This window comes from Mycobacterium hackensackense (genome assembly GCF_025822555.1).
GTDB lineage: Bacteria > Actinomycetota > Actinomycetes > Mycobacteriales > Mycobacteriaceae > Mycobacterium > Mycobacterium fluoranthenivorans.
In genome coordinates, this window is record NZ_JACKUC010000030.1 from 1017614 (window position 1) to 1039697 (window position 22084).

Genomic DNA, 22084 nt, shown 5'->3' on the forward strand with positions numbered 1-22084 from the left:
CGACCCGAGGGGCCTTACGGGACAACGACTCTCGGTCGTCCCGGCCGATTGTTCAGGCCAGGCCGGTCGCCGACCGGCGCCGGCGCGAGATCGCGTCGACGCTTGCCGCGAGTAGCAGGACCCCGCCGGTCACCAGGAAGTTGATGTAGGACGACTGGTTGAGCAGGCCCAACCCGTTGGCGATGGTGGCCACCACCACCCCGCCGATGACGGCATCCAGCGCCCGGCCCTTACCGCCGAACAGGCTGGTGCCGCCGATCACGGCCGCGCCGACGGCGTACAACAACACGTTGCCGGCGCCCGAGGAGGCGGATACCTTGCCGCCGTAGGACGCGGCGATGATGCCACTGAGCGCTGCCAGCGACGAGCAGACCACGAACACCGACATCCGGATACGGGCGACGTTGATCCCGGCCCGGCGGGCCGCTTCGGCATTCCCGCCCACCGCATAGATGTGCCTACCGTAGGAGGTGCGGTTGAGAACCACGCTGAGCGCGATGAGCAGCGCCCCCACCAGAGGCAGAACATAGGGAATGCCGCGTATCTCGACGTTCGGGTTGACGCTGCGGTTCAGGTTGAGCACGTAGGCCACGCCGAGTGTCACCGCGGCCACCCCGATGATGCGCGCGATCACCACACCGATCGGCGGATGGACCAGCCCCTGGGTGACCTTGGTGCGGTGCCGATACAACTCGAGACCGGTGAAGCCGGCGACGATCAGCAGCGCGAACAGCCATCCCGCGGTGACCGGCATGTTGTCGATGGTGATACCGCGGATGACGGGGTCGTCGATGCGGATCGAGCCGCCTTCCCCGATGAGTTTCAGCGTCACGCCCTGCAGGCCGAGAAAGAAGGCCAGCGTCACGACGAACGACGGGATACCGAGTTTGGCGCGCAGCAGGCCGATCGCCAGGCCGATCGCCGCGCCACACAGGATGCCCGCGAGCACCCCGGCCCACCAGGGCCAGCCGCCGTCGACGATCATCAGGCCCATCGCGCACGCCGACACCCCTCCTGCCACGCCCGCGGACAGGTCGATGTCGCCGAGCAACAGCACGAACACCAGTCCCATGGCGAGCACACAGATCGAGCCGGCCTGGGTGACGAGGTTGGCCAGGTTCAGGGCCGAGGTGAAGCGCTCATTGGCGAGCCCGAACACGGTGAACAACACGATGAGGCCGAGGACGGCGGGCAGCGACCCCATGTCGCCGCCGCGGACGCGCCGCAGATAGCTGCGCACCGCATCGCGGAAGGATTCGTCGGTACGGGCGTCGGCAGCGAAGTCCGCGTCGGCCAGTTTCGGATTGAGCGTTGTCATCGTGTGGTCCTCACATCGACTGTGCGGCGTCGGCCGGTGCCAAACCGAGGCTGCCGGAGCGGCCCGCCGTGATCAGTTCCACCACCTGGCTGTGGCTGACCTCAGCCGCTTTCACCTCTGCGGCCACCCGACCGAGGTACAGCGCGCATATCCGGTCGGCGACCTCGAACACGTCGTTCAAGTTGTGCGAGATGAACACCACGCCCACGCCTTGGTCGGCCAGCCGGCGGACCAGGTCGAGGACCTGCCGGGTCTGCGCCACGCCGAGCGCGGCGGTGGGCTCGTCGAGCAGCACCACCTTTGCCTTCCACAGGACGGACTTGGCGATCGCCACCGTTTGACGCTGTCCGCCGGACAGGCTGGACACCGGCTGGCGCACGGACTTCACCGTGCGCACCGACAGCGCTGAAAGTGCCTCGCGGGCCAGCGATTCCATCTTCGCTTCGTCAAGTGCACCGTGTCGCTTGAGCTCACGCCCGAGGAACATGTTGGAGACGATGTCGAGGTTGTCGCACAACGCCAGGTCTTGGTAGACCACCTCGACCCCGAGCGCCGACACGTCGTTGGGTCCGTGCACCGTGACCGGGTTGCCCTCGAACACATAGGTTCCGCTGTCGAGTGGGTAGATCCCGGCGATGGCCTTCACCAGAGTGGACTTGCCCGCGCCGTTGTCTCCGACCAGCGCGGTGACCTCTCCCGGATACACCTGGAAATCCACATCGTGCAACACGTGCACGACACCGAAACTCTTGTTGACGCCCCGGAGTTCGAGGATGGGCGCGTTCGGTACGGACACGATGCCCCTAGAGCCCCGCAGCGCTGCACGCCGCCGCGAACTGCCCGGTGCAGACATCGGCCTTGGCTTGGCCACCGTCGTCGAAGACCACCTTGACGGTGTCCTTGGTGATGGCTTTCGGCGTCAACAACACCGACGGCACGTCCCGGTTGCCCTTGTCGTCACGAGATGTGCTGTTGGTCTTGGGTTGTTCGCCCTTGGCCAGTGCGATCGCCGCCTGCGCGAGCGCCCCCGCCTCTTCCTTCGCCGATTTGTACACGGACATGCATTGAGAACCCGAGAGGATGTTCTGCAATCCTTCGACGGTGGCGTCCTGACCGGTGACCGGCACCTGCCCGGCCCGCCCGTTCTTCTCCAGGATCGAGATCACCGACCCGGCGAGCCCGTCGTTGGCCGCGTACACGCCGTCGACCTTGCCGTCGGCGCCGGTGTACATCTGCTCGAAGATGGTGACCGCCTTGTCGTTGTCCCAATCCGGTACGGCCTGCTCGGCCACCACCTTGATGGTCGGCACCTTGTCCACCACCGAGTGCGCGCCACCGGTGAACAACGTGGCGTTGTTGTCGGTCGGCGATCCGTTGAGGAAGACCACATTCGACGGCTTGCCCGCGAGGCAGTCGACCAGCCCCTGGCCCTGCAGCTCGCCCACCTTGGTGTTGTCGAACGAGACGTACGCATCGGCAGAGCCACCCAGGGTCAGCCGGTCGTAGTCGATCGTCTTGACGCCCTGGCCGGCGGCCTTCTGCTGGATGGACGCGCCGCTGTCGGAGTCCAGGTTGACCAGTGCGAGCACCGTCACGCCGTCGGCGATCATCGCGTCGGCGATGGTCGCCATGTTGTCGGCGGATCCCTCGGCGTTCTGGATGGAGTACGGCACGCCGGCCGCCTTGAACGCGGCCTCCAATGCCGGCCGGTCCTTGGATTCCCAGCGGACCGACGACTTGGTGTCGGGCAGGATCACGCCGATCTTCTGCCCCTTGGCCTCACCTGCGCCGCCGCCACTGCCCCCGTTGTTGCCGCCACACGCGGTGAGCGTCAGGCCTGCGCCGACGACGACGACGACCATCAGACCGGTGATTCGCTTCATGCAACCGCCCCTCATCACATCCGCCGATACCTCGGCCTTTTGTTGTTTCGGACAACTTATAGCGTGATGTGCATCACGTCCAGCGATTCGGGCCGCGACCCTCAGCGCGCACCCATCAGATGCTCGATCGCCAACTGGTTCAGCCGAACGAATCCGAACCCCTTGGCGCCGAAATAGGAATCGGCATCGAAATCCTCGTACGCCGAGCGGTCGGCCAACAGCTCCTGATATGTCTCGCCGGCGCCCATCGTGGTTCGCCGGAGCTCGTCGACCCGGGCGACCCGGCGCGCCTCGATGACCTCCGGGTCGGCACGGAAGGCCGCGGCACGTTGTTTCAGCAGCAGATACATCCGCATGTTGGCGGCGGCGGACTCCCAGACCCCGCTGCTGTCCTCGGTGCGGCTGGGCTTGTAGTCGAAATGCCGGGGGCCGGTGTAGCTGGGGCCGCCGTCCACGCCGCCGTTCTCCAGGAGGTCGACGAGCGCGAAGGCATTGGCCAGATCTCCGTGGCCGAACACCAGATCCTGGTCGAACTTGATCCCGCGCTGGCCGTTGAGGTCGATGTGGAACAGCTTGCCGGAGTACAGGGCCTGGCTGATGCCGTGCACGAAATTCAGCCCGGCCATCTGCTCGTGGCCGGTCTCCGGGTTGACCCCGACGAGTTGCGGATGGGCCAGCGACTCGATGAAGGCCAGTGCATGCCCCACCGTCGGCAGCAGGATGTCGCCGCGCGGCTCATTCGGTTTCGGTTCGATCGCGAAGCGCAGCGCGTACTTCTGGTCGAGCACGTACTCGCACAACAGGTCCAGCGCTTCGCGATAGCGTTCGAGCGCGGCCCGGACGTCTTTGGCGCTGTCGTATTCACTGCCTTCGCGACCGCCCCACATCACGAACGTCTCCGCTCCGAGTTCGGCGGCGAGGTCGATATTGCGCAGCACCTTACGCAGCGCGAATCGCCGGACGCCGCGATCATTGCTGGTGAATCCGCCATCCTTGAACACCGGATGGGTGAACAGATTGGTGGTGACCATGGGCACCACCAACCCGTGGGCCGCCAACGCCGAGGTCAGCCTGGAGATGGCGCGGCGGCGCTGGTCGTCGGTGCTGCCGAACGGGAACAGGTCATCGTCATGGAAGGTGAGGCCGTATGCGCCGAGCTCGGCAAGCCGCTCGACGGCCTCGACCACGTCCAGCGCCGGCCGGGTGGCCACGCCGAACGGGTCGGAGGCGACCCAGCCGACCGTCCACAGGCCGAAGGAGAATTTGTCCGAGCGCTTCGGGGCGAGGTCGCCCGTGGCCGCGGCGGTGGATTCGAGGATGGACATCGCATGCTCCTGAAACTGGATTTGTTGCTTGTCCGAACATAAGATGTGGCGCAGACCACTGTCAAGGGAGGATTCTCGAATGGGAGTCGGCACCAATACCGACGATGTCCGGCGCCGCAACCTGTCCGCGGTGCTCACGCTGGTGCACCGTGCTCGCGCACTGACCAGGTCGGAGCTGACCCGCCGGACAGGATTGTCCCGATCCACGGTGAAGGACCTGGTGGAAGAGCTGGTCGGCGCCGGCCTGATCGAGGAGTCGCCGGCCGCACCGGTCAGTCAGGTCGGCAGGCCCAGCCCCATGGTGCGCCCGCAGACCGGCACCCTCGCCATCGCGGTGAATCCCGAAACCGATGCCATCACCATCGGTGTGGTGGCCTTGGGTGGCACCGTGCTCGAGGTCGCCAGGTACCCGACGCACGGCGTACCCAGTGTGGGCGAGACCGTCACCATCACCGCCGACGCCGTCGCCCGGATCGAGGCCGGGCTGGACAGCCATCAACGTGTCATCGCGATCGGTGTTGCCGTTCCCGGCCTGGTGCACGCCACCAGTTCGGTGGTCCGGCTGGCCCCGCACCTCGACTGGCATGACGAGGAACTCGGCCAGATGCTGCGCGCGGCAACGGGATTACCCGTGTTTGCGGCGAATGACGCCAATCTGGGTGCGATCGCCGAACACATCTTCGGCGGCCATCCCGACGCGCGTCACATGATCTACGTCAACGGCGGCGCCAGCGGAATCGGCGCGGGCTTCGTCGTGGCGGGTGAACTGCTGGAAGGTGCGGCGGGCTACGCCGGCGAACTCGGTCACACCTACGTCGGCGGCGCCGGGCCGTGCCACTGCGGACGCATCGGATGCCTGGAGACCGAAGTGAGCGAGACGACCACGAAAACCCTGGCGCACCAGGCTCAGTATCTCGGCATCGCACTCGGCAACGCGATCAACCTGCTGAACCCGAACCTCATCGTGCTCGGCGGATTCCTGAGCGCCTTCCCGATGCAGGCCGCTGCGGCACTCGACACCGCGGTCACCCGCCACTCCATGCGAGTACCGAACGAGCAGGTGCGCATCGTGTCGGCCAATTTGGGCTCGGGCACGTTGATGATCGGAGCCGCGGAGGCTGCCTTCGCGTCGTTGCTCGCCGACCCCGCGGCGCACTGTCCCACCAGCGGGGGACGCGCGATCAGATGAGGCCGAGTTTCTCGGCCAGTTCGAGGACCGCTTGTGCCCGGGCCCGGGTGGGGCCGACGCTGCCGTCGTACGGTCCGGCGGGTGCGTCCAGGTCGGCGAGCGTGCCACGCGCCTGGTCGATGTCCAGTGGCGACGGACTGAGCAACCGGTTGATGGTCTCTGCATGTTCAAGGTCCAGGCACAGCCGCCCGGTCATACCGGCGGCTTTGGCCACCGCCGTTTCCCGAGCGAGGTGGCGCGTCTGGTCACGCAAGGTGGGGCCGTCGATCGGCGCGGGCAGACCCGCGGCCCGACTGGCGATCACCAGCCGCGCACGCGCGTAGGCCAGCACCGTCGGCTCCTCGCTCATCCCGGTGTCGCGGCGAAAGTCACCGACCCCGAACGCAATTCGAGAACATCCGGGGGACCGCGCGATATCGGAGACCGACTCGATACCCAGTGCCGACTCCACCAGCGCCACCAGTGGTGTGCCTGCCGGCAGCCGCGCGGCGGTCGCGGCGATATCGTCACCGGATTCGGTCTTGGCCAGCATGACGCCGGAGAGCCCACGGGCATCGGCCAGGGCATCGAGATCGGTCGACCAGTCGGGCGTGCTCACACTGTTGATCCGCACCCACCCCTGCGCCCCGGTGTTGAGCCACTCGACCACCGACAGGCGACCGGCGGGTCTCTGGGTGGCAGGCAGTCCATCCTCGATATCCAGCACGACCACATCAGCACTGCCGGCGGTGGCGGCGTCATACGCGTCGCGACCGTCCGGGATCCCCGGCTGCAACAGCCATGCCCGGGCCAGTGACCAGTGCGGCTTGCGGACTCGTCCCGTTACCTGTGGTGAAACTGTCACGTGTGGGGCCCTCTCGCTCGGCGACGTCGCATCCATCGTCCAAGCCCCGCGGCGTGGGTACCAGATTGCGCACATAAAGTTCACGACACATTCGCGCACGGCTGCAGGAGGAACCCATGGCAGTGGCCACCGAGGCGATGGTGGTGCAGGCTGAGCGGCGCAGCCTGCACGCCTACATGTTCACGATGCTCGGCCTGGCGGTCCTCGGCTTCGCCGTCTACGCGATCACGCGGGTGTCGGCCACCCAGCTCGATGGGGTGATCTCGTTGATCAACGCGGCGGCCGCCTTTATCGCGGCACGGCTGGCGGTGACGGCGTCACGGCCAGCCGATGCCGACAACCCCTACGGTCGTCTGGCGCTGGAGAACCTGTACGCCCTGTTTCGTTCCCTGATGATCCTCGGCGTGGTCATCGTCGGTCTGGTCACCAATGCGATCAAGGTGATCGACTATCTGGTGACCGGCGAGGGCAGTGAACCGGAGTTCGGTATCGCGGCGGTGTACACCGCGGTGTGCGTGCTGATCTGCCTGGCGCTGAAGTGGAACCACGAACGGCACAACCGGGCGGTCGGTGGGGCGTCGGCGCTGCTGCGGGTCGAGGCGACGGCGGCGAAGATGGAAGCCATCATCAGCGGCGGCATCTGCGCTTCACTGGTCGTGGTCACGGTGATTCCGGAAGGCACCGTCATCACGTCGGCCGACTTCAACATCAAGGACATCGCCGACAGCATCATCGTGCTGATCCTGTGCGTGCTGCTCCTCGGTGAGCCGGTGCGTCAGATCCGGTTGGAGTTCGGGCGCCTGTCCGGGCGTCGCGCCGATCCCGATCTCGATGCCGCGGTGCGGGACGCGGTGAGCGCGGTGGACGCAGCCCATGCCCACGAGCTCGATCACGACCTGACGCTGGTCGACGCGCTGGCCATCAGCCGAGGCAAGACGATCGAGATCGACCTGCGGGTCTCCTACGCGGGCACGATGTCCGTCGCCGAACAGGATGAATTGCGGGCCCATACCTATCAAGAGCTCCGCGACCGCATCGGGCCGCTGCGGCTGACGCTGGTCTTCAGCGACCTACCCATTCACGCCGTACCCACGCTGGATCGGCGACAGGCGTGACCGTAAGACCTGCACGCCGGGTCCGGTCAGGGCGTCGAGCGCCACCGCCCGACCGCAGAGCGCCAGCATCACCGATGTGCCGGATCCGCTGATCAGATCGCCACCACCCCAGGTCCGGCCGGTGTCCTCATCGCGCAGCGCGATGCCGCGCAGCCGACGCTGCGGGAAGAAGCCGAATTGTGTCGGGCCCGTGAGGAAATCGATGACGCGGGCCACGTGCTGCGGATCTGGGCGATGGGCCATCCCCAGGGGGATTCGAATGTCGGCACCGTGCACCAGCACATCGGTCAGACCCGACAGCGGGCCGGTGACCGGCGGGCTGAGCCGGTGGTCGGCCTCCCGGCGCAACGTTGCGGCGATATCGGCGGCCGAGGCGCGCGCCCGGTGTCTCGCGAGCGCGTCGATGCCGCGATTCATCCCGCCGTGTCGTACCCCACTGGCCAGAAAGCCCCAGAATCCGTCGGTGAAATCGCTGACCAGATGTGCCGCCACGGTTTTGACATCCCAGCCGCCACACAGGCTCGGGGTGGCCAGCTGTGCTGGATCCAGCCCGTCGATCAGCGTCGCGATCGCCCGCCGCTCGTCGGCCACCGCGACGAAGACCCGTTCGCGTTCGTCCCCGCTGAGGCGCATGACCACAACCTATCCATCGCGGCGGATCGACTCAATCCGATAAATCAGGGTGCTCCACCCGGTTCACGAACGCAGGATTGCGGCGCCGTACCAATGGCACAGCAGCAGGGCAACTTCCACGTCCAGCACGTCAGCGGTGATCGGTCGGCCACGGCGCTCGATCGCCCGTGCCACCCGATACTTCACCGAGTTGAAGTGCAGGTGAAGCTCGCCGGCAGCCGCCGTGAAACTCTGTCCTGCTCGTAGGAACACCCGCAGGGTCTCACGCAGACGTTCGTCCCTCGCATCGGCAGAGGCCAGCGGCCCCAGTACCTCGTGCACCCAGACACGCGCCTCGGCCAGATCGCCGCCGGCCAGACCGGCCAGCATCAGTCCCGGCTCGGCGGCGCTGACCGCCCGGGCAGGGCCGGTACCCGCAGCGGTCAGCACCGCATGCACGAGCTGCGCCTGTCGATGAGAACGGCGAAACCCTTCCACCCCCGGCAAGGGTTGGCCCGCAGCGAGATTGATCGACGAGTTCGCGGCGTCGGGCAGCGGGACGCGGCGGCCGGGTTCCAGCGGTATCCATGCCCACCCGGTCAGCCGGTCCGCCGACACGAACAGCGCACGGTCGCGTGCACCCACGGTGGTGGCGTATTCGTACACATACCGCTCCAAGGTGGTCAGCTCATCCCGCTCGGCGGATTCCTCACACCAGAGCACCAGCGCCAGGTGGTGCGACCGCAGCGGATAGCGCAGCGCCGCAGCGACCGCGTCGATGTCGATGTCGATGTCCTCGTCGCTCTCCAGCACGCGCCGAATCTCTGCTGCCTGCATGTGGTTTCGACTCTGTTGCCACCGGTCATGCTCGTCCTGATAGATGGTGAGGACTTGCTGGCTGATCCAGTCGATATAGCGGAATGTCACGGCGACGATCTCGTCGAACACGTCCAGCCTGCGTTGCGGATCCAGTTCGGCGGCTCGGATCTCCTCGAGCAGGATCTTGAGCACCTCCTGGTGACCGATCCGGTACGCGCGCACCAACGCGTTCGCCGATATATCCCGCTGTGCAAGCCGCCTCGCATACTCCAGGGCGGCCGTCGGCGCCTCCACGTGCTCCACCGGGATGCCGTGGCGGATCGCCGAGAAGACCGTGTCGATGTTCGCGGCAACGTTGTCCCGCATCAGCTGCACCAGTTGTGCGTCGCCGCGCAGGTCGGCGACCTCCTCCATCAGGACGGCCTGGGTGCGGGCCGTGACCTCATCAAGCTCGGCGGCCAGTCTGCTGACCACCGCCGCCGCGGAGTCAGCCACCGAATCACCGGCGCTGCGTTCAACCATGCCTGCGACCCTACTTGTCTTCCGGCAACAAAGAGAGGCCCGCAGTTGGTGCCCTGGGGATGTCGTTTTGGGCTCATGAGCCTCTTAGCGTTGTACTGAGCGGTTCTCAGACCGCAGACACAGAGCGTCTTGGAGCAGCCCATGTCCGTCGCAGCAGCAGTCGACGAACCCGCCACGACATCATCCGAACCCCATGCGTTGCCGGATCCGGGTGCGCCGGTGCCCAAGCTGGCCCTGCCGACGGTGGCGCTCCTCGTGGTGGCGTGGACGGCGTTCGTGACGTCGACGGTCGGCTACCTCCATGGCTGGCTCCCTGCCGGAGTCACCATCGCGATCAACGCCGTGGTGACCTTCGTGATGTTCACCGTGAGCCACGACGCCATCCACCACGCGATCAGCAGCACGCGGTGGCTCAACGGGTGCGTCGGGCGGCTGGCGTGGCTGCTGGTGGTCCCGATCATCTCGTTCCCGACGTATGCGTTCCTCCACATCGAGCACCATCGGCACGCCAACGACGACGCGAACGATCCCGATGCCTGGGCCTCGCACTCCCGGTGGTGGCAGATGCCGCTGCGGTGGCCGTTCCCCGAGCTGATGTACTCCGGGTTCATCCTCCGCACGGTGCGCAGCCGACCGAAATCCGAAGTGGCCGAGACGTTGGGGCTGCTGACCCTCTGCGTGTCCGCACTGAGCGTCGCGATCGTCAGCGGCCATTTCTGGACGCTGGCCGTGGTGTTCCTGATCCCCCAGCGCATCGGGCTCATCGTCCTGTTGTGGTGGTTCGACTGGCTGCCACATCACGGCCTGGCCGACACCCAGCGCAGCAATCGCTACGGCGCGACCCGAGCCCGGGTAGGCATGGAGTGGCTCTACACCCCGCTGATGCTGTCGCAGAACTACCACCTGGTGCATCATCTGCACCCCTCGGTGCCGTTCTACCGGTACCGAAAGACCTGGCACCGCAACGAGGAGGCCTACCTCGAGCGTGACGCGGCGATCACCACGGTGTTCGGCCAGCACCTCAACGCAGGCGAGTACCGCGAATGGAAGCTGCTCAACAGCAAGCTCGGCCGGGTGGTGCCGGTCTACATGCCGCCGCGGTCGAGCGCGCCGTACGCGGTGCTGCACAGCATTCCGGTGGCCTCGGTCGACCCGATCACCGCTGACAGCACCCTGGTGACCTTCGCGGTGCCCGAGGCGCTGCGCGATGAGTTCCGGTTCGAGCCCGGCCAGCACATCACCGTGCGGACCGATCTCGGCGGTGTGGGTGTCCGGCGCACCTATTCGATCTGTGCACCGGCGACCCGCGCCCAACTGCGTATCGCGGTCAAACACCTTCCCGGCGGGGCATTCTCGACGTTTGTCGCCGATGAACTCAAGGCCGGGGATGTGCTGGAGGTGATGACCCCCAGCGGCCGGTTCGGCACCGCACCGGAGCCGCTGGCCCGCCGGCACTACGTGGGTCTGGTGGCCGGTAGCGGAATCACACCGGTGCTGTCGATCCTGGAGACGGTGATGCAGATCGAGACCGAAAGCCGGTTCACCCTTATCTACGGCAACCGCACCAGGGAGTCGACCATGTTCCGGCATGATCTGGCCCGGCTGGAGTCCCGCTACGCCGACCGCCTGGAGATCACCCACGTATTGTCCGACGAGCCGTTGCACACTCCCGCGCTACGGGGGCGGATCGACCGGGACAGGCTGGAGTCGCTGCTGAGCACCGGCCTGGCGCCCGACACCGTGGACGAGTGGTTCATCTGTGGGCCCCTCGGGATGAGCACCGTGGCCCGGGATGTGTTGACCGGCCACGGGGTCGCCGACGGGCGCATCCACCTGGAGTTGTTCACCGGCTACCCACAGACGCCCACGGCTGATCGTGACTATGCCTCTGCCACGGTGACTTTCACCTTGTCCGGACAGCAGGCGACGGCCGAGCTGACCCCCGGGGACTCTGTCCTGGAGGCCGCGTTGCGCGTCCGCGGTGATGCCCCCTACTCGTGTATGGGTGGCGCCTGCGGCACCTGCCGCGCCAGGCTGTTGCACGGCACCGTGGTGATGGACCAGAACTTCGCGCTCGGGTCCGCTGACGTGGAGGCCGGGTATGTGCTGACGTGTCAGGCGCATCCGACGAGCCCGACGGTGTCGGTCGACTTCGACGCGTGATGCTGACGACCGATCCCGGACTACTGCTCTTCCCACGGCAACAGCACGCACTTACCCGTCGTTTGCCGGTCTTCGATGAGCCGGTGTGCCTTCGCGGCCTGCGATAGCGGTAGCTGTACTCCGAGCTGGATTCGAAGGCGCCCGGATGCCACATGGTCGGCGAGTTCGGCGAGCGCAGACGTGACTTCGTGCCGGTCGCCGTGCAGATAGGGATAGAGGCTGAAGAATCCCAGTGTCTGGTTGCCGAACAACCGTCCAGCTGCGAACTCGGCCTCGAAATCTATGACCGGAGTGGTCTTGTCGGCGCCGCCGTAAGCGCTCAGCCGGCCGAACGGCGCCAGCGCGGCGACGGCTTGGGTGAACGCGCTTCCGCCGACGTTGACCAGCGCGGCGTCGACGCCGCGACCGCCGGTAGCGTCCAGCACCGCTTTGCTCCAGTTGGGTTGCGTGTAGTCGATACATGCGTCAGCGCCCAGTTCGGACACCATCTTTCGCTTCTCCGCCGAGCTGGCGGCGCCGATCACCGGTCGCGCACCCCGGATCTTGGCGAGCTGCACGGCAATCGAGCCCAAGCCACCCGCCGCGGCGAGGATCAACACCGACTCGCCGGAGGCGAGCCGCACTCCGTCACGAAGCAAGAAGTAGGCGGTGACTCCTTGAACCAGCAGTGCGGTGCTCTCTGCGTACCCGAGGCCGGGAGGCAGTGGGCGCACCGCCTCTGCCGCCGCGACGACGTACTGTGCGTACGCGGCCGGCTCCGCTCCGGAGAGGAAGCCGAATACTCGGTCGCCGACCGCTGCGCTTGCGACACCGTCGCCGACGGCCTCGACAACGCCGGCGAACTCCGCCCCCAAAAGGTGAGGCAATGCGGGCTGAAATGGGTAGTTGTTGCGCCGCTGGTCGATGTCGGCGAAGTTGATTCCCGCCGCCTCATTGCGGACCAGCACCTCGCCGGGACCTGCTTGGGGGATGGGGACATCCTCGTAGACCAGGCACTCAGGCGGCCCATAACGGTGGATCCTGACGGCCTTCATCGTACCACTGGTCATTGAACTCTCCCTTATCGAAAGCGCGCCGCGGGGCACTCGACCAAGATTTAGTTGGTAGCATCCAACTATAGCCACATTGGTTGGTTTGCACCAACCAACTGTCACGCGGGGAATGAGACACATGTCGACTCGGGAACAGCCCACTCAGCGCATCCACATCGCGATGGCCAAGCTGGCCCGCTTCATGACTCGCGCCGAGACGCGCACCAAACTGTTGGGCGACTCCGGCCGCGATCTGACGCCCATCGACGTCGAGCTGCTGCGGACCATCGTTGCCAATGGCCCCATGCGGGCGTCGGAGCTGTCCGATTGGCAGGCCGTCGACAAATCCACCATCACCCTGCAGGTTCGTCGGCTCGTGCAGCGCGAATTGGTCGCGCGGCAAACGGATCCGACCGATCGCCGGGCGGCGCTGCTCACGGCGACCACCCAGGGCCTGAGAACGTGTCGGCGGATGGACTCGGCGGGAGTCGAGTTGCTCGAAGCCGTGGTAGGCAAGTGGCCGAAGCGCGATCAGGTCATATTCGCCTCGCTGTTCTCCCGGTTCGTCGACGACCTGAGCGCGGGACCGACGGAGTAGACGGCCTCGGTGCGGTTCCCGACCGCGCGGCGGTGGATGATCGGCGAGGAACCACCGCCCGGGTGGCAATTCGCGCTGTCAGCCGCGCGCCTCGACCATCCAGCACGCTGCGGGGTAGCGCACTTCGCCGTCGACGACGAACTCCGAGTACGCCTCGCGAAGTGCGGCGATCACCTGAGCACGTGTCCGGGAGTCTGCTGTCCGCAGTGCCCGGCCGACCGATCCCATCTGGGTCAGGTAAGGCAGCAGGTCGCTTTCCGGCATGGTGCAGGTGACGTCGACCGGGCGAATATCGATGGCAGACCACCCGCCGGCGCTCAGGACGGATCGGGTCCGATCCGGATCGGCGAAGGCGACCGGCCCGGGGCTCCCCGCGATCACGGGCTTGAGGTCCGGCAGCAGGTGCGCCGCCGCACGTTCGGCAGTCGCCATGAACGGGTTGTCCTCCGGGTGACGCCAACACACGAACGCGAGTCGGCCACCTGGGCGGGTGGCGCGCCGCAGATTTCCGAATGCCGCTTGGGGGTCGTCGAAGAACATCACCCCGAAGCGGGACACCAGGACGTCGAAGGTGTGTGCCGGGAAGGGAAACGCTTGTGCGTCACCGATAATGAAGTCGACGGGCAGCTGCCGGTCACGCGCGCGCGTTCGGGCCAACTCGATCATCGGTTCGGAGATGTCGATTCCGGTGCAGAGGCCCCCCACGCGCTCGGCGAGGGCCAGTGTCGTGGCACCGGTGCCGCAGCCCAGATCCAGGATTTGTGCGCGCGGTTCGGCCGCCGCGGCCACGGAGTCGACGATGAGGTCCTCGAAGGCCTTCAATGTCTGGTCGAGCACGGGCTGCAACGTCACCCACGCTCGACCGCTGTCGCCGTTCCATGCCTGCACCTGAGCAGCGTTCACCCGCTCGGTCATCGTCGACTCCCTTGCTCACGAACTGGACTTGACCCACAATTTCAGTTCAAGTCAACTTGAGCGCAAGAGGAGTCAACGAGCGGTGATCGACATCTCCGAAGTCGCGAGGCGCTCGGGCTTGCCGGCCTCGACGCTCCGGTTCTACGAGGAGAAGGGCCTGATCGCCTCCGTCGGTCGCCGGAGCCAACGCCGCCTCTTCGCCCCTGACGTATTCGACAAGCTGGCGCTCATCACGCTCGGTCGGACTGCCGGCTTCTCCCTCGACGAGATCGCCACGATGCTCAACCTCGGCGGACCACTGCAGCTCGACCGAACGGCTCTCACCGCCCGAGCGGCCGAGATCGACAGCACCATAAGCACACTCACCGCCATCAGCACAGCACTCAAGCACGCCGCGGCCTGCCCGGCCCCGGATCACCTGGAGTGCCCCACCTTCCGCGGCTACCTCGACCTCGCCGCGGCCGGACTACTTGGTGAGTCGGCGCGCGTCAGGCGCCCGAAGTAGAGCCTGGTGTCGCTCGGGTCTGCTCACGGTGGAGTTGGCTCACCGCGCACGCAACCACTGCTGCTGGCGCCGAACGAAATCCGCATCGACGACGGCACCGTGCCCAGGCACGTAAACGGCGCCGGGTCCGCCGATTTCCAGGACCCGGTCCAACGTCAGCGCCCACTGGGTCACATCGGACCCGGAAGTCACCGAGGGATCGCCGGACTCCTCGACCAGGTCGCCGCAGAACAGCACGGTCGGGTCGGTAGCGCGCAGCGGCGGTACCCGCACGACCAGGTCATGGTCGGTGTGGCCGATCCCAGGATGCTCGACCTCGACGGTGCGGTCGCCGAGCTCGATCGAGGCCTGAGCACACAGGTGCTCCGGGATCCGCACCGCCGCGATCACCGCGTCGATATCCGCCTCCGCGGCACCGTATTCGAGGGCGTGTGACCGCAGGTAGTCGGTGCGGTGCAACATCGTCTCGGCGACTGCCGGCATGGCGTGGACGGCGGCCTCGGCGAATACCGCTGAGCCGAGGATATGGTCGAAATGGTCATGCGTGAGCACGAGATGGCGTACTCCGCGCTGGTCGAAACGGCGCACGTCGGCCTCGATCGAGCGGGCTTCCTCGAACGTGGTTCCGCTGTCGATCAGCAACGCACCGTCGTCGCCCAAGACCAACCCCACGGTGACGTCGAGAAACTCGAGCCGGCAGCGGTAGACGCCCGTCGCGAGCGACTCCCAGTCCTGATTCATAGTGGCTTCAGCCTTCCACGTGATCGTCTAGCGCATGGACCGGCCGGCCGAACCCAAGGTCTGCGCGGCCTCGACGACCCGCGCGGCCATCGCGTTCTCGGCCGGTTTGCCCCATGATCGCGGGTCGTAGGCCTTCTTGTTGCCGTAGCCGCCGTCGACCTTGAGCACCTCGTCGTAGCTGCCCATCATGTGCCCGGCGATCGACCGGGTGAACGCGTACTGGGTGTCGGTGTCGATGTTCATCTTGACCACACCACTGGCGACCGCGGACGCGATGTCCTCGGCGCTCGATCCCGATCCGCCGTGGAAGACGAGGTCGAACGGCTTGGGTCGCCCGACTTCCCCGCCGATGACGGTCTGGATCTCATGCAGAAGTTCCGGGCGCAGCTGGACCGAATCCGGGTGGTAGACACCGTGCACGTTGCCGAACGTCAACGCGGTCAGGTACCTGCCGCGCTCCCCCGCGCCCAACGCCTCGATGGTCGCGCGCGCGTCATCGACGGTGGAGTACAGCTGTTCGTTGATCTCATGGGATATGCCGTCCTCCTCACCGCCGATCACGCCGACCTCGATCTCCAGCAACGTGTTCGCCGCTACCGACGCCTCCAGTAATTCCGCTGCGATGCGCAGGTTTTCGTCCAGGGGCACCGCCGATCCGTCCCACATGTGCGACTGATAGAGCGGGTCGAGGCCACGGCTGCGGCGCTCGATCGCGTCGGCGAGCAACGGCCGGACCCAGTCGTCGAGGTTCTCGGCGGGGCAGTGATCGGTGTGCAGGGCCACCGTGACCGGGTAGTGCGAGGCGACCTCGTGCGCGTAGAGCGCGAGGGCCCTGGACCCGGCGAAGCGGCTCTGAACCACGTTGCCGGACAAGTAGAGTGCCGTGCCGAGCGAGACCTGGATGATGCCGTCGCTTTCGGCCTCCGCGAAGCCCTGCAACGCAGCGTTGAGCGTCTGCGAACTGGTCACGTTGATGGCTGGGTACGCGAACCCGTGCTCCTTGGCGCGATCGAGCATCGCCACGTAGCGCTCGGGGGTTGCTATCGGCATCAGCCAGGATCCTCTCGGTGGGCGTCACGTGCATCCGCACGAATTGCGATGGTGAAACGTCGTCGGCACCCGTATCCGTTGCGGCTCGGCATCGTGCCCTCGTATCCGGCGCAGCAGCAGTTCCACCGCGGTGGCGCCGATCGTCTCGACGTCCTGCGCCGCCGCCGTGAGCTTGGGCTCGAAGAGATCCGACCATTCGAAGTCGTCGTAGCAGACCAGTGCCACGTCGGACGGAATGGACAAGCCGAGGCTGCGCACCGCTTTGAGCGTGCCGATGGTCATGGCGTTGTTCAGGGACACCAGCGCGGTGGGCCGGTCCGCGCGCGACATCAGCTCGCAGACCTCGCGTTCCGCCACGTCCGTGCTGGACTGGCCGTCCACCACCAGATCCGCGTCGACCGTGATACCGCGGTCCGCGAGGGCCGCGGTGTAGCCGTCGAACCGCTCGGTGGTGGAGGAGATCCCGGCCAGGCCGCGTACGACCCCGATCCGCCGGTGTCCGAGGTCGAGCAGGTGCTCGGTCAGCGACTGCGCCGAGGAGAAGTTCTCCGGACCGACCTGATCGCAGGCGATGTCGACCCAGCGATCGATCAGGACCAGTGGGGTTCCCGTGCGGGTGACCTGCGGGAGGGTGACCCGCTCCGAGCCGGCCGCCGGCGCCACGATCATCCCGTCGACCTGCCGGTCCAGCAGCGAGTCGGTGACACGTCGCTCCGAGTCGACGTCGTCGTGGGAATCTCCGACGATCAGGACGTACCCGGCATCGGAGAGCGCACGTTCCACCGCGTGCACCAGGCTCCCGAAGTACGGGTTGGTCAACGCGGAGATCGACAGCCCGACCGTGTGCGTGCGCCCGGCCGCCAGTGCTCGCGCCACGACGTTGCGGCGGTACCCGGTCTGCTCGATGGCCGCCTCGACGCGCAACCGTGTCGCCGTGTCGACCTTGCGGGTGCCGTTGAGCACGTGCGAGACAGTCGAAGCAGAGACGCCGGCGATACGGGCGACATCGCCCATCGTGGTCACCGGAGACGCACGATTCGGTCGGCGCGACCTGAGGTCGACTCGATCAGTTGGGCGTTGCGTTCATCGGACCCGAACGCCCAGAACGCCGCGTCCTCCGGGGACTTGCCGTGCGCCTCGTGCCGGCGGACCAGCCGCGCATGGCGAACGTCGGTGTCGGGAGCCAGGAACCAGACCGCGTCGAGGCAGGCTCGCGCCGCGGGCCACGCGTCGCATTCCAGCAGGAGGTAGTTGCCCTCGGTGACAACCAGGGGCACCGTGGGCGGGACCGGAATGGACGAGCCGATCGACTCTTCGAGTTCGCGCCGGAACCGGGGCGCGTACACGATCGCGTCGTCGGGGCGCTGCGCCCGAAGGGCGGCGATCAACCGGGCATACCCGTCGTCGTCGAACGTGTCGTGCGCACCCTTGCGGTCCCGACGGCCCAGGTCGATCAGGACTTCGTTGGCCAGATGAAAGCCGTCCATGGGGACCAGCACGGCGGTGTCCGGGCCCAGCGCGGTGACGAGTCGTTCTGCGACGGTGGACTTCCCGGCTCCGGGGGCGCCGGTCAGGCCGAGAATGCGGCGCTCGCCCGGAACGACGAGGGCCGTGGCCCACTCGACGAGCTCCTCCAACGTGGCGTCCTGTACGTCTCGCTCGATGGTCACCGTTCTCGCTTTCGAGTCTGCTGGGTGGGGAGTTCGTTCAGCCATGCCCGTGGCCCGATGACCGAGCACCGGAGTGCGGCCACCCGAGCCGAGCGATCGATGCGCTCGGCCACGCCGCGCCCGCTCTGGGTCGAGAAGTACGAATATGCACCATGGAAGACATCGCCGGCACCGAGTGTGTCGACCACCACCACCGGTTCCACCGGCACGGACCCGCACTCGCCGGCGGACCACCACTGCACGGGGTCGCCGCCGTGCGTGGTGACGACGGTGCGAACACCGCTGCGCACCAACGCCGCTGCGGTGGACGCGGGGTCGGCGGCGCCCGGCATCCGGAAGTCGTCGGAGCACACCATGTCCGTCGCGTGGCTGACCAGCTCACCCATCACCGGTTTCCATCGGCCGGCGTCCACGACGAGGGTGACACCGCGTGCCGCCGCGAATTCCGCGGCAGCGATGGCCATCAGCGGGTGGTGGCCATCGACGAGCACCACCTCGGCTTCCGCCACGAGATCACCGAGGCCTGCCGGTGGTGACGCGTCGGAGGTGACCGCGTCGAGTGAGACCACCGATCGGTCCCCCGTCGATTCGACGACCGCCACCGACGACACGGGCACCGCCCGGCTGGTACCGGTCGCCGCGTCGACGACGCGCACGCCGTACGCGGCGAGATCGGCTCGGATCAAATCGGCGACGGGATCATCGCCGAGCGCGGTGACCAGGATCGCGCGGCCGCCCAGCGCCGCGAAGGTGACGGCGGCGTTTGCGGCTGGTCCACCCGCAGCGACGAACTGCGCGGTGGAGGTGATCTTCTGGTTGACCGCAGGGGCTCCTCCGATCCGGTGGATCACATCGAGGGTCGCCAGTCCGACGAAGACCCCGACCGGCGCCCCCTCAGAGGCCGGCGCGTTCCTCATCGGTGGGCTCCTCTGCACCGGTCATGAGCGCGACCACCTCGGACATCGAGCGCTTCTTCGGATCGACGACGCCGGCACGTTGCCCCAGTCGGTGGATGTGGATGCGGTCGGACACCTCGAACACGTGCGGCATGTCATGACTGATGAGCACCACGGGGATACCGCGGTCGCGGATCGACTTGATCAGGTCGATGACCTGTCCGGACTCCCGCACCCCGAGCGCGGCGGTCGGCTCGTCCATGATGATCACCCCGCGGCCGAAGGCGGCCGCGCGCGCCACCGCGACGCCCTGACGCTGACCCCCGGACAACGTCTCGACGGCCTGGTTCACGGACTTGATGCCGATCTTCAGATCCGCCAGGTGCTGGGATGCCTCCTGACGCATTCTCGGCATGTCCAGGCGACGGAACAGGCTGCCCGCGATGCCCTTTCGCCGGACCTCGCGTCCGAGGTACAGATTCGACGCGATGTCCAGCGCCGGCACCACCGCGAGATCCTGGTACACCGTCTCGATTCCGGCCGCTCTGGCGTCTCGGGTGCTCTTGAACGACACCGGTGCTCCGTTCATCAGGATCTCGCCCGAATCCGGTATCACCGCACCTGCCAAGGCCTTGATCAGACTGGACTTCCCGGCGCCGTTGTCACCGATGACCGCGAGGACCTCACCCGCGCGCAGCTCGAAGTCGGCGCCATTGATGGCGGTGACGTTGCCGTACTTCTTGACGAGACGGCGGGCTTCGAGCACGGGTGCCCCGGTCGTCATCCCGGTGGTCTTCCCGGTATTCATTGTGATCTCCTGCGCGCGAATTGATCCACTGCCACCGCGACGATCACGAGGATTCCGGTCGCGATGTTCTGATACAGATTGTCGACGCCGGCCTGGGTGAGACCGTTGCGGAGCACGCCGACGATCAACGTGCCCACCAGTGTTCCGCCGACCCCGCCGCGCCCACCGAACAGGCTGGTCCCACCGATGACCACCGCGGTGATCGTCTCGAGGTTGGCGTTCTGGTACGCGTTCGGGTCGGCGTTCGGGATGCGACCCAGGGCCGCCCACGCGGCGATGGCGGCGATCACGCCCGTGGTGAGGTAGACCGAGAACAGCACCCGCCCGGACTTGATTCCGGACAGATTCGACGCCTGCGGGTTACCGCCGACGGCGTATATGTGTTTCCCCCAGGCGGTTTGGGACAGCGCGTACCCCATGGCGAGGTAGACCAGGAGCATCGCCAGCACGCCGTAGGTGGTGGAGAACGACCCGATCCGGAAGGACGTGCCGAGGAACGTCAACGGCCCCTGCGGCACGCGGTAGGTCTGCGAACCCGCGAGCAGCCGGGTGCCCGCCAGGATCGCCGTGAACGTGCCCAGCGTGACGATGAACGGCGGCAGGCGCAGCACCGTGACGAGCCCGCCGTTGAGCGCACCGAACACCATGCACACCAGCAGCGTCGACCCCAGCGCCACGACCGGTCCTGCCGCGCCGGCAGTTTGGGCCATCACGATGGTGCCGAAGACGGCGACCGCGCCGATCGACAGATCGATACCGGAGGTGAGGATGATCAGCGTCTGGCCCACGGCCAGGATGCCGACCACCACGGACTGTTGCAGGATCAGCGAGACGTTCTGCGGGTTGAGGAACGAATCCGAGACCGCACTGAAGATGATGATCGCGATGACCAGCGCCACCAGCGGACCGAGCAATGGTTCACGCAGGATGCTTGCCGCGTTGAACCGGCTCGATACCGAGGGCTTGGCCGTAGCTGGTGCTGTCGCAGGTGCGCCGGTGGTCATATCTCGGCTCAGCCCCAGCAGTTCTTCTCGCCCCAGGCGGTGTCCTTCGACTCGAGTCCGGGAACGGGCTTGTCCGTGACGAGCTGCGAGCCCGTGTCGTTGAAACCGCTCGGCTTGGTGCCGTCCTTGGCGAACTTGACCACGGCGTCGACGCCCTGCTCGGCCATCTTGGCCGGGAATTGCAGCACGGTGGCGCCGATCTTCCCCGACTTCACGTCCGCGATGCCCGTGCAGCTGCCGTCGATCGAGCCGATGGTGATCTGGCCTGCGCGGTTGGCGGACTGGATCGCCTGGTACGCACCGGCGGCGGCGGGCTCGTTGATGGTGTAGAGCGCGTTGGCGCCCGGGGCGCGTTGCAGGATGTTCTCCATCGCGGTCTGCGCCTTGGTCTGGTCGCCGTTGGTGCTCTCCCGGCCGACGATCTCCGGTGAGTCGTTGGTGATACCGAAGCCCTCGAGGAAGCCGTCGTGCCGGAAGGTGTCGACGGTGCCACCCGGGGTGCCATCCAGCATCACGACCTGGGGAGGTGTGTTGCCGAGCGCGGCCTTGACCCACTTGCCCTGGCTGACGCCCGCGGCCTTGTTGTCGGTGGCGAAGGTGGCGTCGACGGCGTCCTCGGGATCGGTGGCGGTGTCGAGTGCGATGACCACCACGCCGGCGTCGCGCGCCTTCTTGATCGCGTCGAGCACCCCGGTGGAGGAGTTCGGGGTGATCAGGATGCCCTTCACGCCCTGGCCGACCATGTTCTCGATGGCCGCGACCTGACCCTCGTTGTCACCGTCGAACGCCCCCGCGAGGGCGATCAGCTGGGCGCCGTCCTTGTCGGCCTGCGCCTTCGCGGCCTCCCGCAGCTTCACGAAGTACGGGTTCGAGTCGGTCTTGGTGATGAGGCCGACCTTGACGCTGCCCGAACTCGATCCGCCGCAACCGGTCAGACCGAGAACCAGCGAACCGGCCATCAGCACCGCCCCTACCGCGAGCGTGCCCTTGTTGCGCTTGTCGAACATGCGGACCCCCTTGTCCTCGATGTGACGCCGATCACGCGACGTTCTTCGGCAGCCTAAGGGCAGGCAAGC

Annotated in this window: 22 protein-coding genes; 5 read left to right on the plus strand and 17 right to left on the minus strand. The window is 66.9% G+C overall.

Annotated features, from left to right (window positions below; genetic code table 11):
- Positions 1 to 52: 52 nt before the first annotated feature.
- From H7J86_RS14285 to xylA, 4 genes are all read right to left on the minus strand, one after another.
- Complete coding sequence (locus H7J86_RS14285) at positions 53 to 1318, minus strand: sugar ABC transporter permease (protein WP_267291692.1); 1266 nt, start codon at positions 1316 to 1318, stop codon at positions 53 to 55.
- A 10-nt stretch (positions 1319 to 1328) separates the two neighbouring features.
- Positions 1329 to 2114, minus strand: a complete 786-nt coding sequence (locus tag H7J86_RS14290) for an ATP-binding cassette domain-containing protein (protein ID WP_235632923.1) — start codon at positions 2112 to 2114, stop codon at positions 1329 to 1331.
- Between the two features lie 7 nt (positions 2115 to 2121).
- Positions 2122 to 3201 (minus strand): sugar ABC transporter substrate-binding protein, encoded by a 1080-nt coding sequence (locus H7J86_RS14295; protein ID WP_267291694.1) that lies wholly within the window; start codon positions 3199 to 3201, stop codon positions 2122 to 2124.
- A 101-nt stretch (positions 3202 to 3302) separates the two neighbouring features.
- Positions 3303 to 4526, minus strand: a complete 1224-nt coding sequence (xylA, locus tag H7J86_RS14300; RefSeq protein ID WP_187097603.1) for a xylose isomerase — start codon at positions 4524 to 4526, stop codon at positions 3303 to 3305.
- 79 nt (positions 4527 to 4605) lie between these two features.
- On the opposite strand from xylA, the gene H7J86_RS14305 reads away from it, so the two are divergent.
- Positions 4606 to 5715: an ROK family transcriptional regulator gene (locus H7J86_RS14305; protein ID WP_267291696.1), complete on the plus strand. Its 1110-nt coding sequence runs from the start codon at positions 4606 to 4608 to the stop codon at positions 5713 to 5715.
- Here the strand turns inward: H7J86_RS14305 and H7J86_RS14310 are convergent.
- Positions 5708 to 6559, minus strand: coding sequence for an HpcH/HpaI aldolase/citrate lyase family protein (locus tag H7J86_RS14310; RefSeq protein ID WP_267291698.1), 852 nt, complete (start codon positions 6557 to 6559; stop codon positions 5708 to 5710). The two genes, H7J86_RS14305 and H7J86_RS14310, sit on opposite strands and share 8 nt — an antisense overlap.
- Positions 6560 to 6675: 116 nt before the next feature.
- Between H7J86_RS14310 and H7J86_RS14315 the strand changes: the two genes are divergently transcribed.
- Entirely contained in the window at positions 6676 to 7674 is a 999-nt protein-coding gene (locus H7J86_RS14315; protein ID WP_267291700.1) for a cation transporter, read from the plus strand.
- On the opposite strand, the gene H7J86_RS14320 is transcribed toward H7J86_RS14315, so the two are convergent.
- Both H7J86_RS14320 and H7J86_RS14325 read right to left on the minus strand, forming a co-directional pair.
- Positions 7630 to 8307: a maleylpyruvate isomerase family mycothiol-dependent enzyme gene (locus H7J86_RS14320; RefSeq protein ID WP_187097599.1), complete on the minus strand. Its 678-nt coding sequence runs from the start codon at positions 8305 to 8307 to the stop codon at positions 7630 to 7632. The two genes, H7J86_RS14315 and H7J86_RS14320, sit on opposite strands and share 45 nt — an antisense overlap.
- Positions 8308 to 8370: 63 nt before the next feature.
- The gene (locus H7J86_RS14325) at positions 8371 to 9627 is read right to left on the minus strand and encodes a PucR family transcriptional regulator (RefSeq protein WP_267291702.1); all 1257 of its coding nucleotides are present in this window, start codon (positions 9625 to 9627) and stop codon (positions 8371 to 8373) included.
- A gap of 141 nt (positions 9628 to 9768) precedes the next feature.
- Between H7J86_RS14325 and H7J86_RS14330 the strand changes: the two genes are divergently transcribed.
- Positions 9769 to 11790 carry a fatty acid desaturase gene (locus H7J86_RS14330; protein ID WP_267291704.1) on the plus strand — a complete coding sequence of 674 codons (2022 nt, stop codon included), beginning with the start codon at positions 9769 to 9771 and terminating at the stop codon, positions 11788 to 11790.
- Positions 11791 to 11810: 20 nt separating this feature from the next.
- Here H7J86_RS14330 and H7J86_RS14335 read toward each other — a convergent pair whose 3' ends face one another.
- On the minus strand, positions 11811 to 12839 hold the full coding sequence (locus H7J86_RS14335; RefSeq protein ID WP_267291706.1) for a quinone oxidoreductase family protein: 1029 nt from the start codon (positions 12837 to 12839) through the stop codon (positions 11811 to 11813).
- Positions 12840 to 12960: 121 nt separating this feature from the next.
- Here H7J86_RS14335 and H7J86_RS14340 point away from each other — a divergent pair, with 121 nt between their 5' ends.
- Positions 12961 to 13419: a MarR family winged helix-turn-helix transcriptional regulator gene (locus H7J86_RS14340; RefSeq protein WP_187097596.1), complete on the plus strand. Its 459-nt coding sequence runs from the start codon at positions 12961 to 12963 to the stop codon at positions 13417 to 13419.
- A 78-nt stretch (positions 13420 to 13497) separates the two neighbouring features.
- On the opposite strand, the gene H7J86_RS14345 is transcribed toward H7J86_RS14340, so the two are convergent.
- Positions 13498 to 14334, minus strand: a complete 837-nt coding sequence (locus tag H7J86_RS14345; RefSeq protein ID WP_267291708.1) for a class I SAM-dependent methyltransferase — start codon at positions 14332 to 14334, stop codon at positions 13498 to 13500.
- Positions 14335 to 14416: 82 nt separating this feature from the next.
- Between H7J86_RS14345 and H7J86_RS14350 the strand changes: the two genes are divergently transcribed.
- A complete protein-coding gene (locus H7J86_RS14350; protein ID WP_267291710.1) occupies positions 14417 to 14839 on the plus strand; it encodes a helix-turn-helix domain-containing protein in 423 nt (140 codons plus the stop codon).
- Between the two features lie 39 nt (positions 14840 to 14878).
- On the opposite strand, the gene H7J86_RS14355 is transcribed toward H7J86_RS14350, so the two are convergent.
- Genes H7J86_RS14355 through H7J86_RS14390 form a run of 8 tightly spaced genes read right to left on the minus strand, consistent with a single transcriptional unit; the run spans position 14879 to position 22015 of the window.
- The gene (locus H7J86_RS14355; protein WP_267291712.1) at positions 14879 to 15580 is read right to left on the minus strand and encodes an MBL fold metallo-hydrolase; all 702 of its coding nucleotides are present in this window, start codon (positions 15578 to 15580) and stop codon (positions 14879 to 14881) included.
- 27 nt (positions 15581 to 15607) lie between these two features.
- Entirely contained in the window at positions 15608 to 16630 is a 1023-nt protein-coding gene (gene fbaA / locus H7J86_RS14360; RefSeq protein WP_267291714.1) for a class II fructose-bisphosphate aldolase, read from the minus strand.
- A 24-nt stretch (positions 16631 to 16654) separates the two neighbouring features.
- Positions 16655 to 17644 carry a LacI family DNA-binding transcriptional regulator gene (locus H7J86_RS14365; RefSeq protein WP_235632936.1) on the minus strand — a complete coding sequence of 330 codons (990 nt, stop codon included), beginning with the start codon at positions 17642 to 17644 and terminating at the stop codon, positions 16655 to 16657.
- 5 nt (positions 17645 to 17649) lie between these two features.
- The gene (locus H7J86_RS14370; protein WP_090359380.1) at positions 17650 to 18300 is read right to left on the minus strand and encodes a nucleoside/nucleotide kinase family protein; all 651 of its coding nucleotides are present in this window, start codon (positions 18298 to 18300) and stop codon (positions 17650 to 17652) included.
- Positions 18297 to 19217, minus strand: coding sequence for a PfkB family carbohydrate kinase (locus H7J86_RS14375; RefSeq protein WP_267291716.1), 921 nt, complete (start codon positions 19215 to 19217; stop codon positions 18297 to 18299). The genes H7J86_RS14370 and H7J86_RS14375 overlap by 4 nt, the downstream gene beginning before the upstream one ends.
- A complete protein-coding gene (locus tag H7J86_RS14380; RefSeq protein ID WP_235632924.1) occupies positions 19195 to 20004 on the minus strand; it encodes an ATP-binding cassette domain-containing protein in 810 nt (269 codons plus the stop codon). Before H7J86_RS14380 ends, H7J86_RS14375 begins: the two co-directional genes overlap by 23 nt.
- Complete coding sequence (locus H7J86_RS14385; RefSeq protein WP_090359383.1) at positions 20001 to 21008, minus strand: ABC transporter permease; 1008 nt, start codon at positions 21006 to 21008, stop codon at positions 20001 to 20003. Before H7J86_RS14385 ends, H7J86_RS14380 begins: the two co-directional genes overlap by 4 nt.
- An 8-nt stretch (positions 21009 to 21016) precedes the next feature.
- Positions 21017 to 22015, minus strand: a complete 999-nt coding sequence (locus H7J86_RS14390) for a substrate-binding domain-containing protein (protein WP_090359385.1) — start codon at positions 22013 to 22015, stop codon at positions 21017 to 21019.
- Between the last annotated feature and the right edge of the window lie 69 nt (positions 22016 to 22084).

Coding starts and splice junctions, on each gene's coding strand:
- H7J86_RS14285 (WP_267291692.1), bottom strand. CDS start 1,318: ATGACAACGCTCAATCCGAAACTGGCCGACGCGGACTTCGCTGCCGAC.
- H7J86_RS14340 (WP_187097596.1), top strand. CDS start 12,961: ATGTCGACTCGGGAACAGCCCACTCAGCGCATCCACATCGCGATGGCC.
- H7J86_RS14390 (WP_090359385.1), bottom strand. CDS start 22,015: ATGTTCGACAAGCGCAACAAGGGCACGCTCGCGGTAGGGGCGGTGCTG.
- H7J86_RS14330 (WP_267291704.1), top strand. CDS start 9,769: ATGTCCGTCGCAGCAGCAGTCGACGAACCCGCCACGACATCATCCGAA.
- H7J86_RS14325 (WP_267291702.1), bottom strand. CDS start 9,627: ATGGTTGAACGCAGCGCCGGTGATTCGGTGGCTGACTCCGCGGCGGCG.
- H7J86_RS14355 (WP_267291712.1), bottom strand. CDS start 15,580: ATGAATCAGGACTGGGAGTCGCTCGCGACGGGCGTCTACCGCTGCCGG.
- xylA (WP_187097603.1), bottom strand. CDS start 4,526: ATGTCCATCCTCGAATCCACCGCCGCGGCCACGGGCGACCTCGCCCCG.
- H7J86_RS14375 (WP_267291716.1), bottom strand. CDS start 19,217: ATGAGGAACGCGCCGGCCTCTGAGGGGGCGCCGGTCGGGGTCTTCGTC.
- H7J86_RS14295 (WP_267291694.1), bottom strand. CDS start 3,201: ATGAAGCGAATCACCGGTCTGATGGTCGTCGTCGTCGTCGGCGCAGGC.
- fbaA (WP_267291714.1), bottom strand. CDS start 16,630: ATGCCGATAGCAACCCCCGAGCGCTACGTGGCGATGCTCGATCGCGCC.
- H7J86_RS14315 (WP_267291700.1), top strand. CDS start 6,676: ATGGCAGTGGCCACCGAGGCGATGGTGGTGCAGGCTGAGCGGCGCAGC.
- H7J86_RS14385 (WP_090359383.1), bottom strand. CDS start 21,008: ATGACCACCGGCGCACCTGCGACAGCACCAGCTACGGCCAAGCCCTCG.
- H7J86_RS14305 (WP_267291696.1), top strand. CDS start 4,606: ATGGGAGTCGGCACCAATACCGACGATGTCCGGCGCCGCAACCTGTCC.
- H7J86_RS14380 (WP_235632924.1), bottom strand. CDS start 20,004: ATGAATACCGGGAAGACCACCGGGATGACGACCGGGGCACCCGTGCTC.
- H7J86_RS14365 (WP_235632936.1), bottom strand. CDS start 17,644: ATGGGCGATGTCGCCCGTATCGCCGGCGTCTCTGCTTCGACTGTCTCG.
- H7J86_RS14320 (WP_187097599.1), bottom strand. CDS start 8,307: ATGCGCCTCAGCGGGGACGAACGCGAACGGGTCTTCGTCGCGGTGGCC.
- H7J86_RS14335 (WP_267291706.1), bottom strand. CDS start 12,839: ATGACCAGTGGTACGATGAAGGCCGTCAGGATCCACCGTTATGGGCCG.
- H7J86_RS14345 (WP_267291708.1), bottom strand. CDS start 14,334: ATGACCGAGCGGGTGAACGCTGCTCAGGTGCAGGCATGGAACGGCGAC.